This window comes from Photorhabdus luminescens subsp. luminescens (assembly GCF_001083805.1).
Classification (GTDB): domain Bacteria; phylum Pseudomonadota; class Gammaproteobacteria; order Enterobacterales; family Enterobacteriaceae; genus Photorhabdus; species Photorhabdus luminescens.
The window spans coordinates 267,064-288,097 of record NZ_JXSK01000006.1 but is presented as its reverse complement, the minus strand read 5'-3'; the positions used below and the strand labels follow the sequence as shown (position 1 = coordinate 288,097).

2 protein-coding genes are annotated in these 21,034 nt (G+C 50.7%); both read right to left on the bottom strand.

Translation table 11 applies throughout. The features are described 5' to 3' along the window. Positions 1–517: 517 nt before the first annotated feature. Complete coding sequence (locus TI10_RS15770; protein ID WP_049584366.1) at positions 518–9,400, bottom strand: TcdA/TcdB pore-forming domain-containing protein; 8,883 nt, start codon at positions 9,398–9,400, stop codon at positions 518–520. Positions 9,401–10,198: 798 nt separating this feature from the next. After that, positions 10,199–20,119, bottom strand: a complete 9,921-nt coding sequence (locus tag TI10_RS15765) for a non-ribosomal peptide synthetase (RefSeq protein WP_049584365.1) — start codon at positions 20,117–20,119, stop codon at positions 10,199–10,201. Positions 20,120–21,034 lie beyond the last annotated feature (915 nt).

Sequence of the window (21,034 nt, the reverse complement as noted above, 5' to 3'; positions counted from 1 at the left end):
CCTTAATCACAAAGGCAAACATTTAGACCATTTAACTATAAATATGCAATAAAAAGGCAAGAAACTAATATTACCAGCACACACCATGTATAACATTAAGAACATTAATCTAATCTTTAGATTAACAAAAAAACAAAAATACCATGAATATAATTAAAAAAAATAATGAATATCATTATATTCAAATATTATTAAAGACAGACAATTCATCCCTTAAATAATAAAACCCATTGTACTATTTTCCTCCAGACTGGATCTTTTACGCCACCACCAGAATGTTGAATATATAAATCTCAAACTTCCTCACATTAGCCGAGCAACCGCATCCGTGCCTGCACTACGTAGATTTCCGCGTCGATGTTCGATAAGTTTTATCATGGTCTGCTTGGAGCCAAGAAACAGGAAGGGTTTTGCGCCCTTCCTGTGGTTTCTCTTGCTAGTTCAAAACAATGAAGGCACCAGTACCGCTATGTGGTCTGACAGTTTTGCGGCAGGTGCTCGCAAACACCATCACCGGTTACTGAATGGCCCAAGACAGTTCAAATAAGCCATCCTCATCCACTCCCATCCCGGTAAAACACTCGACCAAGTGATCAACGCTGATTACCGACGAGGAACCTTTCAGCTTGATTTTCAGATGCCGGTGCGTCACTGCCTGATCACCAAACACCTTACGCATCACCAGAACCGTATCATTGACCAAGTCGGTCAATATCAGGTCATCCTCGTGATGGCTGACGAGGATTTTTTCCGCATCGACCACCGGAATAATCAAGTAGTCCAGGGACTCGCTCGGGTCATCGTTGTCAATGACGATCGTGCGATAATGGGACCACATCGCCTCACTGAAACGATAGGTATCGCTATCAACCCCACCATGCAACACCATGCTGTCGACACCGGCAATCAGCGGAGGTGTCAGCTCGTCCTGACGACCGTTCATCCCCCCACCCTGAAGCAACAGCGACGAACCAATGCGCTCGACACCGGTATAATGCACACCACCGCCCTGAATCCGATACAACGCTTGGTCCGTTGGACTGTACACATAGGCGCCCTTCTTCCCGGCATCAACTCCGACGAAACGCAGGTTGTTTGCGGCGGCAGGGATACCACCGACGGAGAACAATTGACCACTGTCGACATCAAACCATCCTCGCGTTTCATTGCCTTGCAAGGTCAGCACGCCTTTGTTAGGCCACTGACCGGCAACCTCAGCAAGCGCTTGCAGCAGATGGGTAAGGTTGTCCTGTCGCCAGTCTCTGTCGACGGCAACCAACTGTAATTTGCCGTCATTGGTTCGCAGCAGGATTTCGCCCTTAGCGGTGGTCAAGCGCAGCCCGGCATCAACTTGCTCCGCCGCCTTGAGGTGCAATTCAGGCGTCAGCTCACTGGCAGCGGGAAGCTGCGCCGAAGCTTCAAGCACCGCTTCGGTACCAAACGCGGCAGCCAGTGCATTGGCCGTCATAGGCGGCTGACGATACAACTTACCGCTGGCGAGTTCGAACAGTCGTGCGCTGGAACCGTCCGCTTCAAAACCCAGGAACTGTAGATGCTTGTCTTGCAGGGGAGCCGAAGCCACCACTACTTGGCCGTTGTGGTACCACACCGGTAGCTGGTTGCCATTGGCGCCGTTAACCCCGAACACCGCCAGAGTGGCTCTAAAGCCGGTAACACCGGCCAAGTCCTGCCACCAGCGGGTATGTTTCTTGAGCCAATGCTCGTTAACCGCTGCGTAGCTAAGCTGTCCCAGTGCATCAAGCTGAGCCACATACCCATCCTCGGTTATCGCAATTAGGTGACCGTTCACATTGATCACATTAGCTAAGTCCGGCGTGGTGACCCGTAATGCGCTCGGCTGGTTGGCATCGAGTACCTTCTGCCCTGGCCCTTCTTGGCGGAACAGAGCCTTTTTCTCCTTGCTGTAGAAGAAAAACACTTCCTTGCCACCGGGCTGCGGAATACTCCCCGCCAACACCAGATCGGCCGGAATATCCCAGGCACTGCGGGTCTGCTTGCGCTCTTCGAAATTCAAGGTTTTATCCGCCGGCGGCTCCAGATTTGGTTTGATTAACGTTCTATCGCTGGTACGTATCCAGTAGCGGTGCGGAGCGCGAGCCTCATCCAAGCCGAACACCGTGATCAGCTCCGCACTGGTCGGCTGGATCAACCGTGCGCCCAGCGTATAAGTCGGAATCTCGCGCGGGATACCATCGCTCTCATAACCCTTGCGTATGACCTGAAGCTCATCATCATGTCGGCTAGTACTTGCCGAAAGCTGGAGCAACTCATCATCACCCATCGCACTAACTAACTCCATTCGGTCACCGAAGATCTGATAACCCAGCTCAGCCCCCCTCTCCTCTGGCCGCTCCTTTAGCCGTTCCTTTAGCCGATAATGGCGCGCCAGGTAAACGGTTTTTCCCTCCTGCCATAGCCGACTGATCTTACCGTCATACTGGTTGAACCATAGTTCAAACTGCGCATCGACCTGTCCGGTAGCGATGTCTACCCGCCACACCGCCACGTTATCGGCGTCGTAGAAATAGGCATAGTCATCTACCACCGCACCCAGTTGGGCATGTCTGGCCTGTTCCTGGCTGGTATCGGTAAACAGCATACGGTCCTTGACCACATCGTAGAACGCTCGACCGACATCTCGCCCCTTGTGGCGGTAGTTCTCGACTACCACGTAATGTCCGTGTAGCTGATGCGCCTTATTCAATTCCTTTAGGTGCTGCTCGATTTGTTGGCCGTTTCCCTGCCATCCGTCCGCATTTACGCTAACCAAATTAACGGTCAGCTTCGAGTTAGAGAAAACGACTTCGTGCACCTCACCCTTGTTGACCACCGATACCGGCTTATCCTGGGTTAGGTCAAGCTCTACCACAACCCCGCCGACCACCAACTGGTTCTTCGACACGCTGATGCTGTCACTGGTTAGCTGACTACGGTCGATGATCCACTCACTGGCAACAACGTTCGTGAGCTTAACTCGGGTGCCTTCGTTGAGGCCGATCTGGTACTTACCACCTGCACCCTTGATCTCGTAACGCAGGTAGCCATGCAGCTCCTTGGGTAGCTTAGGCACCACCAGTTGCCGGTCGCGCCGATCGAGCACCACCTCAATCGAGGTATCGACATACTCATGATGAATCTTGCGGATTGTCTGCTCACCCGGAAAGATGTAGAAGTCGTAGTCGAACCGCTTGTCTTCCTCAAGCCTGCGGATAACGTCAAAGCCAGTGTCATGGCGTGTGGTAGCGCCGGGGAGCAGCATATACTCGTATCTGATGTAGGACTTGGGCGTGCCCGGCAAGATCACTACACTGTCGCCGTACTCAAGGGACTTGGAAGCCACCTTGTAACCAATGCCGCTGCGTACCTCGATTGCCTGATTACGGTCGAGGACCATTCGCGGAAAGTCGCCGATCCAGAAGAAGTAATTGATTTCCCCCGAACCGGTAGAGCCGGAATGGGTACGGTAGATGTACTGGCTATCGAAGACTATCTGGCTCTTTTGCAGGTCGAGACGCTTGACTACCGCCCCAGGCAGGGGCACCATCACCTGCTTCCCGTTCTCGACTTTATGATCATAGCCATTTTTGTCGTAGGCATGGTCAACCGCGTAGAAGTAACGACCTACCGCCTTAGCATCCTCGGCAACCGCGCCAAAAGCCTGTGCCAGCGCCGTAAAGCCCACTGCGAGCCCACCAAGGATCACCCCGGCCCCACCGAGTACTGCCGCAGTCGTCGAGGCACCGACCAACCCGGCGCCCACCCCTGCTGCGCCAGTGACGAAGCTGGCCGAGTCGAACGCCAGTTGGGTACCGAACACGGCTTTCTGTACATCATTCTCGGCATGGGCCAGCTCATAGGCATCCAGACCGACCATGACTCCACCAAACAATATACCGGCACCTTCATTGACGGTATGGCCCAAACTCAAAGCAAAGTCCTTAAACGAAGTTTCGGCGGCTTTCACTTCGCCGCGCAGCGCCGTGCGTACCAGTTCAGTGATCTTGACTACATCCTGGAGACTACCGTGGGCCATCTGAGTCAGACCAAGATAGCTGTGGATCTTGAGTGCAGTGGCTAAATCAGGCGAAGCCACTCCGCTTGCAGCATCATGGCGGTTTTTGTCAGCAAACCACTGGATCAGCGTCTGGACCATAAACCCAGCGTTCAACCCGTCCACCGGAGCGACCTCGCCACCCCCGCTGCGAAGCTGCATTCGACCATTCTCCAGGGTAAAGTGCTCATTCAGCACACTCATATGTTCATCGACGAAGCGCCGGAATTCGACAAACGTGCTATCGTCGGTGGTCAGCCAGCGGGTCTGCTCGGGTTGGTCACGGTTGATGAACTGGACTCGGTAACGACCTTCTCCCAGCTCTTCGGTCGTGGCAATAATCGGTAGCCAATGGCTGTCCAATTGGTGTTCTTGCGCCAACTGAGTGCTAGCAACTTCGAACCGTGCCCCTAATTGCTCGGCATCAAGGGTCTTGAGCAAGGTACTTAGCCGCAAGTCCTCTGTGACCCGCTCTGGCGCTCTCACCACCTGCTCGACCTGGCGCCGTTGCCCGATGACACTGGCCAGTTCCTCGAACCGGGTCAAGTCGGCCACGTTCAGACCATTGCCCACAGGTACCTCAGCCATCTTACCGGTATAGATCTCAATCAAGTTGAAGGCTGGCACCGACTGACTGCCGAATGAGCCATAGTGTACGGCCAAATTGCGCTCCACCAAGTGCGTGTTCATCGCCTTGAACAAATCATCAGTATTTTTGAAAGCAAAGATTCCGACGTTCGGGTCATAGAAGTAATAGCGACGCCCTTCGGTTGTGTCAGTGATCCCTACCATCATCGAGTGATTCTGAGTATTGAGCGCGAACATCGCAGTGTCGGTCGTTGTGGTCAGCCGCGACACCACTTCGGACAAATTGAACAGGCCCAGTTCCGTGGAAGCTTGAACGGCTTCAACATTAGAGTGCAGCCGGATCAAGCTGTTCTTGAGCAGCGTGGAGCTGCCTGCCTGCGGGTCGGCGGAAGCGAAGAACAGTTTTTGCACCAGATTGTTGATGCCGGTCTCACCGCCACTAGCCAATGCCACAGCCATAGCCCTGACCAAGGGGTAACAACGGCCACCGGATTGGTCACCAACCAGCGACAAATAAAAGTCCTGTGGTACCAGGCGATTGAAGACACTACCGGCATCATGGAAGTCCTCACTGAACACTGCAGTCTGCCGTAGTACCTTATCGATGTATTCGGCCTGGCTGGTTTCGGTGATGCGACCGCTCAAGGCGCCCCGTTGCTCGGCGGTGAGTTTTCTCTCAAGAAACAGACGCTTCATGTCAAGAACTGACGTTTCATTATCCACTCCGGGGATTTTGATCTCACGGAAGTTGCGTAAGCCATTAGTAAACGCGGCGTCCAACACACCACGCTGGTAAGCCTCGGCGATCGCATAACGATCACCCACGCTGCTGGTGTGCTCCCCATCTTGGATAGCCGTATCGTCAATCCGTACCACCGCAGCGCTGCCGTCTTTAGCCTTGATATGCTGCCAGAACCAAGTCTTTTCGATAAAATCGGATTCACGCAATACTGAATCGTACTGCGCCCTGTAGTAGTCCTGCGTAAGATTGAGTTGTTTGATCTGCTGGTCGATCAAAGCCGTATCGCTTGAAGTGTGTCGTGCTTCCTGGAGCTGGTAGCGCTTGCCCACCACTTGGTCGATATCGGCAGAGATCTTGGCCTGAACAGCTTCGCGCAACCGGGTCCAGGCGGCAATCTCTGGATGTTCAGGAGAAAACACGCCTTCTGTGTAGACATCGTCGGCAACCCCTTCGACCGACACCCCAAACTGCGTTGCTACCTTCTTCAGTTGTTGGTGAACCTGCTCGCGGTAGGTGGCAAACTTGCCCTGATTGCGCTGCCCCACCTGACTGTCGGCGACCTGGATCGAGAGTGGCTCTCCACCATCGCGCAACTTCGGCCAGACCCGCTGTCCATCTCGTTGATATTCTTGACGCTGGAACGCCAGTTGCCATTCGCCATGAACGTACTGCATGTACGCTGTGGCAAGACCCTCGGTGGTACCGGATACTTGGTAATCCTTATAGTCGACCGCCATCACCACATTGTCGTACAACAGCGAACTGTTGACCCGACCATCGTGGTAAACCCGGTAGGTATTAGCGTCAAGACTGGTCACCACCAGCGAGCCGCCCGACAACGTACCAGTGAAGAGGAAGTTGCCCAGTACCGCCCGCTTGGGAATGTCCACATAGGCAGGTACCGCATTAGCCTGATCCGAACCGTTGTAGCCAAGGAAGTACGCCAACTCGTGGTTTGTCGATATATCATTGGTATTTCGCTCGGTGTATTCAAGCTCATACAAGTTAGGCGTGACCTTCACCAACTGAACATTACCCTCCGCTGGCAGGCGGCCCGACTTGACCAACGCCTCGGCACTGATGGTATGGGTTTTAGCGAACTGTGTAGGATCAGCAACAAACTGATGGATATCAGCACTACCTTGACGGGGTTCAAATCTATCATCTACAGACACCAATCCGCCCTTGAGTTCGAGATCCTTCACCGCCTGCCCCAACAGCGCCGACATTGGACCAATGCGGGTAAAACGCGGTGGATGAAACTCATCAGCCGCTGACAAACCCTGATTGACGATCGGCAGGATTCGCGCCATCACTCCGTCATACAGTTCACCCTGCAACATCTCCTTATTGCCTTCAGCACGGTACTTGTCGAACATCTGCAACATGTCCTCGCCGATACTGCCCGTACCCTTCGGTTCATAACGCGCAGCGACGTAAAAGGTTTCGAAGAACGAATGATAGCCGTTACGGATCATGAAGGCCGCATTAGCCATCTGGAACTGCCAGTACTCCCTGACGCTCAACGTTCTATCGAACAATTCCGGCAAAGCATTGCTGACAGTCTGGGTGGTCCCGGAAATCCCCCCCACGAACGGGGTGTCCAAGTCATTCATGTAACGTGTGGCGTCATTATTAGGGTCCGGACGGAACTGGTTGTAACTGCGGTATTTATCGTCCTTGATCAGGTACGAACCATCGTGATACGCCAGCTCCTCAGAGTTGGTATTGAGGATTAGATACGGGTCAGGCTGATTCAACCGATTATTGATTATAACCTTGGAGCCACCCAGCTTGCGGTGGGAATTGACCGGGACCGCAGCCTTGGAAAGGCCATCAGCTACCGGGCGCAAAGCATGGAACAAGACCTGTTTGCGCAGGCTCCTGCCCTCATTACTCAACAGCGCCGCCTCAACCTCCGAGCGCAATTGCGCATCGGCGCTCTCAAGGAGCTGGGGACCGGCTAACAACAGGGTGAGCAACTTGCTATCCAGTGAGTGCTCAACCGTGGCCTTATCAAAAACCAGTATTTTCGGGTTGTTTGGATGCTGTGCTGCATTGGCTTTATCAACCCGCAGGGTTTCCGCTTCGACAGCCTGAACGCGCCATTGTTCGTACAGCGGTTCCAGCAGCTTCTTGGCTTGGGCAATGTCACTTTGCACATAGCCACTTTGCAGAACCTTGACCACAACCGAGTTTTCTACCAGACCCTCCGCCAACCCGAACAGCAGCGGGTCATTATCGGCGCTCTGCCAGACCGAAGCGGCGAACGCCTGTTCCCATAGCACCTTGTTCAGGTTATTGCCCTTGATATCGCGCATGCTGTCACGAGTGTACTTCGGCTCCAACACCCCTGCGGGGGTGATGTGGTTGCGTTCGAGCAAACGCGCCAGTTGCTGCTCGAACTCTGCGCGTTCGATGCTGTCTTTGAATAAACGACTGGCCTTCTCCCCATCGTCTCGCAATTGATCCAACTTCTCAAAAAATGCGGCGTTGTATTGATACAATTCGGCGGTCTGCGCCTTGCTCAAGTGACTACTGCTAATCTTGTCGCCGTCAACGCTCATCACCACAAAGGGTGTTGCGGACAGGTAGGTTTTGCTTTGGGATTTACCCTGTGTTTTGCTCTGAGGCATTTCCAATAAGTACTGGCGACTGGCAAAACCGACCGAGCGTTCCAGCTCATGGATATTGACGAAAAGTCCGTCACGATCCGGGCGGTAACTGTTCTGGCGAAATCCCTCCAGGCCGATAGTCTGGAAGCTGGAGATATCAGCATTCTGATTGATCAGGTCACTCAAGGCGCTTGGCAATGGCACCTCACGGGGGATAGTGGTATTCAGAGCCTGACCGGATACCTGAATCCCAATCTGGTTCGGCACCTTGCGATCAACGTTGGTCAGCAGCATCTTGTGACCGTCAGCCAGCAACTGCGCCTTGAAACCTTCGCGCAAGGTACTTTCCGAAACCAGATAATTGGCGAAGTACTTCTCGACGAATGCAGTTTTAACCAGCACCGAGCGAATTGGCGCATAGGTCGGCGAACGGGAGGATGGCGGCTCGTTTTTGAGCCGGTATTGTTGTTGCCAGGCCAGAGAGCGAGCTGCGGTACCGAAGGAGAAGTTGAGTACCCCATTCGTCGGTACGACCAACTTACCGTTCTCCAGAAAGAAGTCCTTGAAGCGGCCATCAGTGCTGGCATTGACCAACGCGACGTTCATGCGGATGTAGCCAGGACGTTCCTCCATCATCAGTAGTGAAATATTTACCGGCAGATCATCGGAGGCTTGAGGCACCTTGGTCAACGCGTCGAGGGCCGCAGCCTGTTCCTTAGAGGATGATGCATTAAGAAAAGCGTTGTAGAGGGCATTGACGTCCTTGTAAGCTTGCAGTTCGGAAAACAGCGTCACATATTTTTGGCTAAATGTAGAGTCGGCTACCTGTACGGCCAGTTGCTGTTCCAGACGCTTAATCTCAGCATCCAGCTTAGCCCGCTTGTTCGCCTTATCCTCCTTCAGGAGCGCCTCCTTCGGGGTCCCCTCCTTCAGAGTCGCCGTATTCAGGGGCGCCGCATTCAGAATCTTTAAGCCGCCGGGACTTAGCATGTCCAAAGCCTTGCCCCAAGTACTGTCAAAGTGCGTTATGGCCGTTTGCTGACGACGGTATAACAAGATGTCGCGGTCCAGTTGCTGCTTGTAGGCGTTGACCGCCGGCGTGCCGCGCACATTGTTCATCTGCCTCCGTATTTTCTGTAACGTCTGCAACTGGTCGCCGACAGAAATAGGGTTGTCCTGCATCTGAAAATGCTGGGCAGCCAGCACACTTAAGGTACTCTGCTGCATTTCTTGTAGCCGGTCGATTACCTGCCTGATGTAATCAGCACGCTCGTCAGAGCTCATGTTAAACCATTCGGTCTGACGACCCGCCGCCTTGATCTGTCGCTCGATCAGAGTATTAAGCAGTTTCGTAAAATCTTTAGATATAGGTATAAAAGCCATTACAGTGATCCTTTGTCTGTTGTTGAGGGAAGCCCTTCGCACCGCGAAAGGCTGTCGGTCAATACGGATTTGTTATCCAATACATTTACCGTGGGATTCCCGCACATACGGCCGGGTCGAAGGTATATAAATGATAACGTTTTAATATAATCAACTTTGTATATATCTAAATATCAATTATTAATAACATGAACTATTTATTAATGTAATTATTTATATGTGGATATATTTTCCAATCATATTGTTGTGTTTTTTATAAGACATTGAATAAATAAAGTGATGAACCTCAGAAAGGTTATTTATTGACCGAATGTTATATCTGATTTTTTTAGGCTTGATATTTCAGGTGGTTGGATTTTAATAGTGCAAGTGAAGGATTAAAGAATTCGCTTGAAATTAAATAGCCTGAGTCCGGTAGAGTTCCGAACTCAGGTATTATTAGCTGCTTAATGTAACCTGTCCAACTTTTTGGGATCACTTCAAGAATAACGTTTTTTTACTTTTATCATGAATAATAATATTTCCTATCTTTCCTTAATTAACCTGTTTCAACCGCCTTTTAGAACACTATTTACTGAACTTATATAATATCTACTGCATTCAAAGTGTTAATTATATTGAAATTACTATGCAAAACCACATCAGATTTAAATAAAATAAAAAATAATAACAATAGTAAAATCTTGACTAAATAACTTATATTGCAATTATCATTTCATTTATTTTTCAATAAAAATCCGGTATAAAAAAATATATACCGGATTTTTATATCAAGGTTAAATCATTAATATATTAGTATTATACCACCTCCCCTTCACAACGGGTTGCCAGCGCCATATTTAAGGCCTGAGCTAAAGCAATTTTATTCTCATCATCTTCCAATAAACTAAAGTGGTCACCCGGAATAGCAATGAGCTTAAGCGAAATATCGGCTATTACCTGCGCCCAACCTAGAGATGAATCGATATTTAAAGGCTCTGACTTTTCATCCGCCACAAAAGAAATAGACGGGTAAGGTTCCACCGCATAAAACTGATGCAACGTTACCGTTAATGCGGGTGGCTCATAATTTCTGACTATTTGCTCATAATACTCCATCTGTTCCCAACGCTTCGCTATTAAGTCAGCACTCAAATTGACGGGATATAACGCCAATTCCTGCGCCGCTGCAATAAACTGCACCAAATTCAACTCATCGATTCGTTGATACAACGCCGCAACCTGTTCAGAATGTTCTTCCCCTAATTGCCTGACCAATTCGGTAAAAAATTGATGTTTTGGTTGCTCTATCTGCTGACCAAAGCAATGAGGAGCAAGCGTGTCAATCAGCCCCAGGAAATTAACCCGTTCACCAGCACTCAAAAGCCGTTGGGCAATGGCATAAGCCAATATGCCGCCAGAAGAGTAACCACCTATCCGATATGGACCTACCGGTTGAACGGCTTTCATCAAGGTAATCATTCTGGCAGCTTGCTCTTCCATCGTTGACATCGGTTCTTCACTGATGGCAGGCCAAGGCAGCGCATAAATCGGGTAGCCCGACGGAATATGCTGAGCCAGCCCGAAAGCATAGGAGTAGTCACCCATGCCACTGGGAACAAAGAACAGCGGCAATTCTGTCCCATCAGGTCGTACCGATATAGCGCTGTTTTGCGGCTGTGACAGCAAATCCGAGGTGATTTTTGCGGCCAGTTCAGCCAGCACTGGGAATTGGAACAAGGTATTCAATGTGCAAACCATTCCTCGACCAGCGGCAATATTCGTCATTCGCATAGCGAGCAGTGAATGGCCGCCCAATGCGAAGAAGTTGTCATGTCGGCTGACCTGCTCAACACCCAATAATTCACACCAAATAGCCGCCAGAATTGTTTCAGTTTCCCCTTGCGGCGCTTCATAGACCTGACGGGCAAAATCTTCCTCCCGCGGTGCCGGTAATGCCCGGCGATCTAGCTTGCCGTTCGGGGTTTGCGGGAAGGTATCCAGACGCACAAAAGCTGACGGCACCATATAATCTGGCAAAATAGCACTCAGATAAGCTCGCAAGCTGGCAGTCAGACCTTCATGCGCTTCCGCTACCACATAGGCGACCAAATGCTTGCCCCGGCCATCCTCCCATACCAACACCGCCGCCTCTTGCACCGCCGGGTATTCCACCAACCGGGTTTCAATCTCTCCCAATTCAATCCGGAAGCCCCGAATTTTTACCTGCTCGTCGTTACGGCCAAGAAATTCCAGATTGCCGTCCGGTAAGTAGCGGGCCAAATCCCCAGTGCGATACATCCGCGCACCAGATACCGGACTAAAAGGATCTGCAATAAAACGTTCTGCGCTCAATTCCGGCTGGTTAAGATAGCCCCGTGCTACGCCGACGCCGCCAATATACATTTCGCCAACGCAGCCTAATGGGACGGGCTGACCGTATTTATCCAGTAGGTAAACACAGGTATTTTTAAGCGGTCGGCCGACAGAACTATCATCTGTCGGGGATAATATCTCCTTACAAGTCGCCGTCACGGTATTTTCCGTTGGGCCATAAGCGTTCAATAGTCGGGGTCGGTAGCCTTCCTGCATAAACCAGTCCTGAATAGCGCTCTTTTTGACCGCTTCACCGCCAATAATGATAAACCTGAGGCAATCCGGTAGCGTTAATCCATTATCTTTGGCAATCAATTCGGACCAAAATAACGCCGGCAGCGACATCACTGTGATACGGTTCTGACAGGCTAAGGCAATAAATTCCTGCATTGAAGTCAGCCAACGATCATCACGCATGACCAATGTGGCGCCATTACATAATGACAAGCAGCATTCTTCTACTGAAACATCAAACGCAAAAGAAGCAAATTGTAACAACCGATCTTGTGCAGTGACCACATAAGTCTCATTAAAACCCAGATGACGTTGATATACCGCCTGATGTTCTATCATCACCCCTTTCGGCTGTCCGGTTGAACCCGAAGTATAGATGACATAAGCCAGATGTTGTGGCGTCAACTCGGCTACCAGTGGGTTACTGTCCGGCTGGTCTGGCAAGGTACTCGGAGTTAGCACTGTCAACCCGGTAAGCGCTTCTTCGCCCAACGCCACCCGGCCAGCCTCATCAACCAATACCACGAACGGCTCCGTGTCACTCAGAATGTACGCCAGACGTTCTCCCGGATAAGTCGGATCTAGCGGCACATAAGCCCCGCCAGCTTTCAGTACCGCCAACAAGGCCACCACTATCGCCGGTGAACGTGCCATACAAATCGCCACCCGCTGATCCGGCATGACGCCCAATGCAATCAGTTGATGGGCAAGTCGGTTGGCGCGAGCATTTAATTCAGCATAGTTGAAACACTGCTCTTCATACACTAACGCGGTCGCCTTCGGAGTTTTCTCTACCTGTTGCTCAAACAGTTGGTGAATACATAATGGGTCAGGATACGGGTTTTCCGTGGTATTCCAGGTTTCCAGCAACAATGTACGTTCCGTTTCAGGCAGGATGTTCAGCGCACGTACTGGCGTCTCCGGGGCTTGTTCAAGCGCGTCCACCAGACTTTCCAGCGCCTGTTGCATATAACCGCATAGCCGATCAGGCTCAAACGGCTGCACCACCAAGGCGGTCAGCCCCAACGTGGAACCACCGTCTTCTATCGACAGTCCAAACGGATAGTTCGTTCGTTCCTGTCCGTCCAGAAATTCAATACCGCTGATGATGTCATCCGACGTTGCCGATAAGGCATTGTGTCGATAGTTGAACAGAGCGCTAAAGAGCGGTGTACCGCTGGCGATACCACTGCACCGCTGGGCCAGCGCCAGTGAAGCATGCTCATGCTCCAGCAACCCGGCCAGTCGCAAATGTACCGCCCGCACGCTATCCTGTACCGGGGTATCATCGATATCCAGTCGCAACGGCAAGGTATTCATAAACAGCCCCATACCATTGTCTGCCCCTTCTCCTGCCTCCATGCGCCCAAACAGGACGGTGCCAAACACCACTTTCTCCTGCCCGCTGTTATGCGACAACACCTGCGCCCAGGCCAGATGACATAACGCCGCCAGACTGACGCCAAAACGCCGGGCCTGACTACGCAGGCGATCATTTAATGTCGCTGTTAGCGCCCGGTGAGCTTCCCTCATCTGAGATCCGTCACGATGCACCTCCGCCAGTCCGAATGGTAACGTTGGTTCATCCACCGCCGCCAACATGTCGGTAAAGAAACGGGTATGCTCTGCCTGACTCCGCCCAAACCGGGCCTGAGCCACCAAATTGCGGAAAGGAACTGGCGCTGGCAGACTATCTCCCTGCCCGGTAAAATGGGCCTGCACTTCACGGTGCATCACTTCCAGCGTTTCATGATCGCCAATCAAGTGATGCTGCAATTCCAGTAAGAACCAGCGGCCATCGGTTTCCTGGGTGATAACAAAATGCAGTAGCGGGGCCTGACTCAAATCAAGACGATAATGCCCCGGATCAAAACGCCGGGTTAACTGGTCAATGGCTGAGCCGTCAGTCGGGTCCAGCGTCAGTTCCGTCACTGGCAACTGTGCCCGGCGTAAAACCACCTGTGCTGGAACGGATAATCCTTGCCAGATAAAAGCGGTACGCAAGATGTCATGGCGATCAATCGCCTGTTGTACCGCCGCCAGATAACGGTCCAATAGAGAGCGATTCTCAAAGATCACCGGATAGAGCAACAGATACGGGTCGCCTGCCTGTTCCAACAAGTGATGGAACAGAATACCGTCCTGCAACGGCGACAAGGCATAGATATCTTGAATATTGGCGACTCCGCCCGGTACTTGCCTAACAATGCGATCAATATCAGTTTGAGTCAGATCAATCAGTGGCAACATTTCCGGCGTCAGCGTCGTAGTGGCCGGGGTGATGACATTAGGCGGCACCACTACAACCTGATGCTGTCCCAATGTTTGCGCCAATTCTGACAACACCGGATATCGGAACAGATCACGCGCTGTCAGCATCAACCCCAGATGACGCAAGCGTTCAATCATGCGCACAGCGAGCAGGGAATGGCCGCCCAACACAAAGAAGCTGTCATGTCGGCTGATCTGCTCAATGCCCAATAACTCACGCCAGATGGCAGCCAAGGCGATTTCCGTCTCCCCTTGCGGAGCTTCATAAACCTGACGGACAAAATCTTCCTCTCGTGGCGCCGGTAATGCCCGGCGATCTAACTTGCCGTTCGGGGTCTGCGGGAAGGTATCCAAGCGCACAAAAGCTGACGGGACCATATAATCAGGTAAAGTCGCACTCAAGTATTCACGTAAACCGGCAGCCAACTCCGTATTCGCTTCCGCTGCCACATAGGCAACCAGACGTTTGCCCTGCCCGCCCTCCAGCGCCAACACCGCCGCCTCTTGTACTGCCGGGTGCTCCATCAATCGGGTTGCAATCTCCCCCAGTTCAATCCGGAAACCTCGAATTTTGACCTGCTCGTCGTTACGGCCCAGAAATTCCAAGTCCCCATCCGGCAGGTAGCGAGCTAAATCACCAGTGCGGTACATCCGCGCACCGGATACCGGACTAAAGGGATCAGGTATAAAACGTTCTATACTCAATTCGGGCTGGTTAAGATAACCCCGAGCCACGCCCACACCGCCAATATACATTTCGCCAACACAGCCTAACGGTACCGGCTGACCATCTCTGTCCAGCAGGTAGATGCGGGTATTTTTAACCGGCCGACCGATAGAACGATCATCTGTCGAGAATAATATCTCCTTACAGGTCGCCGTCACGGTATTTTCCGTCGGGCCATAAGCGTTCAATAGTCGGGGACGATGGACTTCCCGCGTAAACCACTCTTGAACAGCACTCTTTTTCACTGCCTCACCGCCAATGATGATGAGCCTGAGGCAATCCGGCAACGGTAATCCATTATCTCTGGCAACCAGTTCGGACCAAAATAACGCCGGCAGTGACATCACGGTGATTCGGTTTTGCCAGGCTAAGGCAATAAATTCTTGCATCGAAGTCAGCCAATGCTCATCACGCATCACTAACGTGGCGCCATTACACAATGACAAGCAGCATTCCTCTACTGAAACATCGAATGCAAAAGAGGCAAATTGTAATAACCGGTCTTGCGCCGTGACGGCATAGGTCTCATTAAAACCCAAATGACGTTGATACAGCGCCTGATGTTCTATCATCACCCCTTTCGGTTGCCCAGTTGAGCCGGAGGTATAGATGACATAAGCCAAATGTTGCGGCATCAATTCGGCTACCTGTGGGTTACTGTCCGGCCGGTCTGATTGAGTATTCGGGTCAAGTAACGTCAATCCTGCAAGCGTTTGTTCACCAAGCGCCGTCCGACCAGCTTCATCAATCAATACCACGGACGGGGCGGTGTCATTCAAAATATACGCCAGACGTTCTCCCGGATAAGTCGGATCCAACGGCACATAGGCCCCACCGGCTTTCAGTACCGCCAACAGCGCTACCACCACCGATGGAGAACGAGCCAAGCAAATCGCTACCCGCTGATCCGGCACTACGCCCAGCGCAATCAACTGATGGGCCAACCGGTTGGCGCGGGCATTTAATTCGGCATAACTGAAAGTCTGATCTTGATATTCTAATGCCGTCGCATCCGGGGTTTTCTCTACCTGTTGCTCAAACAGTTGATGAATACATAACGGGTCAGGATACGGAGTTTCCGTGGTATTCCAGGTTTCCAGTAATAATGTCCGCTCCGTTTCAGGCAGGACATTTAACACACGTATCGGCGTCTCCGGGGCCTGCTCAAGCGCTTCCACCAGACTTTCCAGCGCCTGCTGCATATAACCGCATAGCCGATCGGGATCAAACGGCTGCACCACTTGAGCAGTCAGTCCCAACGTGGAACCACCATCCTCCACCGACAACCCAAACGGATAGTTAGTCCGCTCCTGCTCGCCCAGGAATTCAATCCCGGCCATCGTTTCATCCAGCGTCACCGGCTGCTCATTATGACGATAGTTGAACAGAGCGCTAAAGAGTGGGTTTTCACCCTGAACACCACTGCACCGCTGGGCCAGCGCCAGTGAAGCGTGCTCATGCTCCAGCAATTCCGCCAGTCGCAGATGCACCATATGCACACTATCCTGTACCGGGGTATCATCAATATCCAATCGCAACGGCAGGGTATTCATAAATAACCCCATGCCATTGTCTGCCCCTTCCCCTGCCGCCATGCGTCCAAACAGGACGGTGCCAAACACCACTTTCTCTTGTCCGCTGGTACGCGACAGCACCTGTGCCCAAGCCAGATGACACAACGCCGCCAGACTAACACCCAAACGCCGAGCCTGACTGCGTAGACGGTCATTTAACGTGGTGGTCAGCATCCGGTGGGCTTCCGTCATTCGAGATCCGTCACGATGCACCTCCGCCAGTCCAAATGGTAACGTTGGCTCATCTACTTCCGCCAACATGTCGGTAAAGAAACGGGTATGTGCTTCCTGACTTACGCCGAGCCGGGCCTGAGCCACCAGATTGCGGAAAGGGGCTGGCGCTGGCAGGCGCTCTTCCTGCCCGGCAAAATACGCCTGAACTTCACGATGCATCAATTCCATCGTTTCATGGTCGCCGATCAAGTGATGCTCCAATTCCAGTAAGAACCAGCGGCCATCAGTTTCCTGAGCGATAACAAAATGCAGTAGCGGTGCTTGACTCAAATTAAGACGATAATGCCCCGGATCGAAACGCCGGGTTAGCTGGTCAATGACTGGGCCGTCAACCGGATCTAACGTCAGTTCCATCACCGACAACTGTGCCCGGCGCAAAACCACTTGCGCCGGGGCTGATAATCCTTGCCAAATAAACGCCGTCCGCAGGATGTCATGACGATCAATCGCCTGTTGCACCGCCGCCAGATAACGGTCTAGCAGAGATCGGTTAGCAAAGACCACCGGGTAGAGCAACAGATAGGGGTCGCCTTCCTGTTCCAGCAGGTGGTGGAACAGAATACCGTCCTGCAACGGCGATAATGCATAGATATCCTGAATATTAGCTATCCCACCCGGCGCCAGCTCAACGATGCGGTCAATGTCAGTCTGAGTCAAATCAATCAGCGGCAACATCTCCGGCGTCAACGCCGTAGTGGCCGGCGTAATGACGTTAGGTGGGACGATCACAGCCCGATGCTGCCCCAACGCTAGGGCCAAGTCTGACAGCGCCGGAGACTGGAACAGATCGCGCGCCGTTAGTGTCAATCCCAAGTGACGTAGGCGTTCAATCATACGTACAGCAAGCAGGGAATGGCCGCCTAAAGCAAAAAAACTATCATGCCGGCTTATCTGCTCAATGCCCAATAATTCACGCCAGATAGCCGCCAGAGTAATTTCGGCTTCCCCTTTTGGGGCTTCATAAATCTGACGGGCAAAATCTTCCTCTGTTGGCGCTGGTAATGCCCGGCGATCCAATTTGCCGCTCGGGGTCTGCGGGAAGGCGTCCAGACGTACAAAAGCTACCGGAACCATATAGTCAGGTAAAATCGCACTCAAGTATTCACGCAAATCAGCAGCCAATCTCTCATGTGCTTCCGCCGCCACATAGGCGACCAGCCGTTTGTGCTGCCCGTCATCCAGCGCCAGCACCGCTGCCTCTTGCACCGCCGGGTGTTCCACCAAGCGGGTTTCAATTTCCCCCAACTCAACCCGGAAGCCGCGGATTTTAACCTGCTCGTCGTTACGGCCCAAGAATTCTAAGTCACCATCCGGCAGGTAGCGAGCCAAATCCCCGGAACGATACATCCGCGCACCAGATACCGAACTAAAGGGATCAGGTATAAAACGTTCTTCGCTCAATGCAGGCCGGTTCAGATAACCCCGAGCCACCCCGACGCCGCCAATATACATTTCACCAACGCAACCTACCGGTACCAATTCACCATATTTATCCAACAGGTAGATGCGGGAATTTTTAACCGGCTGGCCGATAGAGCGGGCATCCTCCGGGGATAACACCTCCTTATAAGTTACCGTCACGGTATTTTCCGTCGGACCATAACCATTCAATAATTGGGGCCGGTAGCCTTCCTGCATAAACCAGTCCTGAATGGCGTTCCTTTTTACCGCCTCACCACCAATCATGATCAGCCTGAGACAATCCGGCAGCGGCAACCCGGCCTCTCTGGCCGCCAGTTCAGACCAGAATAAGGTCGGCAGAGAAACGATAGTAATATGATGTCGCCGGGTTAAAGCAATAAATTCCCGTACCGAAGCCAACCAGCTATCATCCCGGATAACCAGTGTGGCCCCATTGCATAATGCCGAGAAAAATTCTTCTACTGAAACATCAAACGCAAACGCGGCAAATTGCAACACCCGATCTTGCGCAGTAACGGCATAGGTGTCATTAACGCCCAGAAGACGTTGATAAATCGCCTGATGTTCTATCATTACCCCTTTCGGCTGCCCAGTTGAACCGGAGGTGTAAATCACATAGGCCAGATGATGCGGCGTCAATGAAGCCGCCAATGGATTACTGTCCGGCTGGTCAGGCGAAATATTCGGGTCAAGCACTGTCAGCCCGGCCAAGGCATCTTCACCCAACGCCGCCTGCCCGCTTTCATCAGCCAACACCACTGACGGCGCTGTATCATTCAAGATATACGCCAAACGCTCCGCCGGATAAGTTGAATCCAACGGCACATAAGCACCGCCAGCTTTCAGCACCGCCAGTAGCGCTACCACCATCGCCGGGGTGCGCGCTACACAAATCGCTACCCGCTGGTCCGGTATGACACCTAATTCAATCAGTTGATGGGCAAGTCGGTTGGCGCGGGCATTTAATTCGGCATAACTGAAACTGTACTCTTGGTATTCTAGCGCCGTAGCTTCCGGGGCTTGCTCTGCCTGCTGTTCAAATAACTGGTGAATACATAACGGGTTAGGATCGGGGGTTTCAGTGACGTTCCAAGTTTCCAGTAGCAATGTGCGTTCAGCCTCAGGCAACAAATTAAGCTGCCCAACAGGAATTTCATCCCCCATATTTTTCGATGCTGCCAACACCTGTAAGTGCTCACTCATCCGTAAAACAACTTCCGTGCTCAAGCGGTTTTCATCGTAGATCCAACGAAAACCCCCTTGCGCATTTATCTGGAGGGTCAGTAATTCGCCAGATACCTTCTGATCACGCGGCCTACCATCCTTTATCAACGAGACGGCGATTCGCCATGGCCGACTTGTTGCCAACGCCGGGATAGCATGCAATGAAGGAGAGCAATAAAAGAGATCACAACTAAATGTACCATGCTGCGCCAACCGGGACAGCTCGTTATTAACCCAGCCAGCTACCTCACGCCAAGGCTTATCAAACTCTACCTCAACGGCCATAGGTACCACCGTCGCCAGATTTGCCGATTCATCTTTAACTTCATCCACGCGCCAACCGATTTGGAATACCGTCTGCTGAGTCAGACGCGCAAGATAAATGACAAATGTTTGTAACAACGTTCGCAATGGCTCCTCTTCACCCTTTTTTGGTAGAGGAGACTGCCAAGCGCTCATTGTCCATCTGGGTTCTGTGTGTTCTCCGGCGATTTCGAAAGGTAACTGGAGGGGTTGCAAAGCAGCAAGACGCTCATACCAAAATAATTCACTGGATGTCAGTCTCTGAAGGATATTCTTTGTATTTTGAGTCTGTTGTGGAACGTCATTCGCGTCGGTTATATTTTTCGACGTCTGAGTTTTAAACGCACTTCCCGCTTTAGCAAAGTTATTTTTCATTTACTACTACCTCAATGAATCTGTTAGAAATTTGAAAACCGTCATTCCCGACAGTCATCACTAATGTTTCTCTCCTACTTCTTGACCAAAAATAAAAATAGACACATCGGCTATCTATCCAAGAGACTCAAACACCGGATGCCACTGCTCAATTAATTGACTGCAACTTTTGTTGACTAACGCCGAATTCTATAATTAAAAACTTAACCATTAACTGCATTTATTATCCATAATTACCAAATAACCTTTATATTTTATCCATTTGCCATTAATACCCACTTAAAACCATTTCACAAAAAACTAAGTATTTTTAAAGACAAAACAGACCAATTTATATCTAACTATCAGAATACTACTTTGACAATCACCTATAAAATAATCTCTACTCCAATAATAAAATGATATACTAATTCAAAATAAAGTTATTCAATAGGTATAAAATAATCCTGTGCATTCAATTATATCAAAATATAACGCCAAGCTAAAAATAATTCATAAAAAATTATTTTTCAACAATAAGACAATACCGCTAACGAATATAGCAAAAATGCAAAAATAAAAATTATATTTAACTTAATTACATACATTCTGTAATAGTTAGAGCGTAAAAATACAGATATTATTATGTCAACAACCATCGAGAAACAATTTCAAATTAAAATAATTTAATTTTTCATTGCTTTATAATAATATACAGAGCAATCTATACACCACTCAATAATATTTACTGTTGCATAAATTAAATATCCTCCCATTTAAATAATTTAACTTTAAGACACTCTATATCTCATTTAAACTTTAAATATAAAAATAACTTTTTCACCATATACATTTATAACTAAATACCTATATTAAATTATTTATTGAAATCATAAAAAATGGCGGCACTAATTTAAACCTTAAAATCAATATTAT

Bases quoted from the DNA above. Each gene is read 5' to 3' on its own strand.
- TI10_RS15765 (WP_049584365.1), bottom strand. From the start codon at position 20,119: ATGAAAAATAACTTTGCTAAAGCGGGAAGTGCGTTTAAAACTCAGACG.
- TI10_RS15770 (WP_049584366.1), bottom strand. From the start codon at position 9,400: ATGGCTTTTATACCTATATCTAAAGATTTTACGAAACTGCTTAATACT.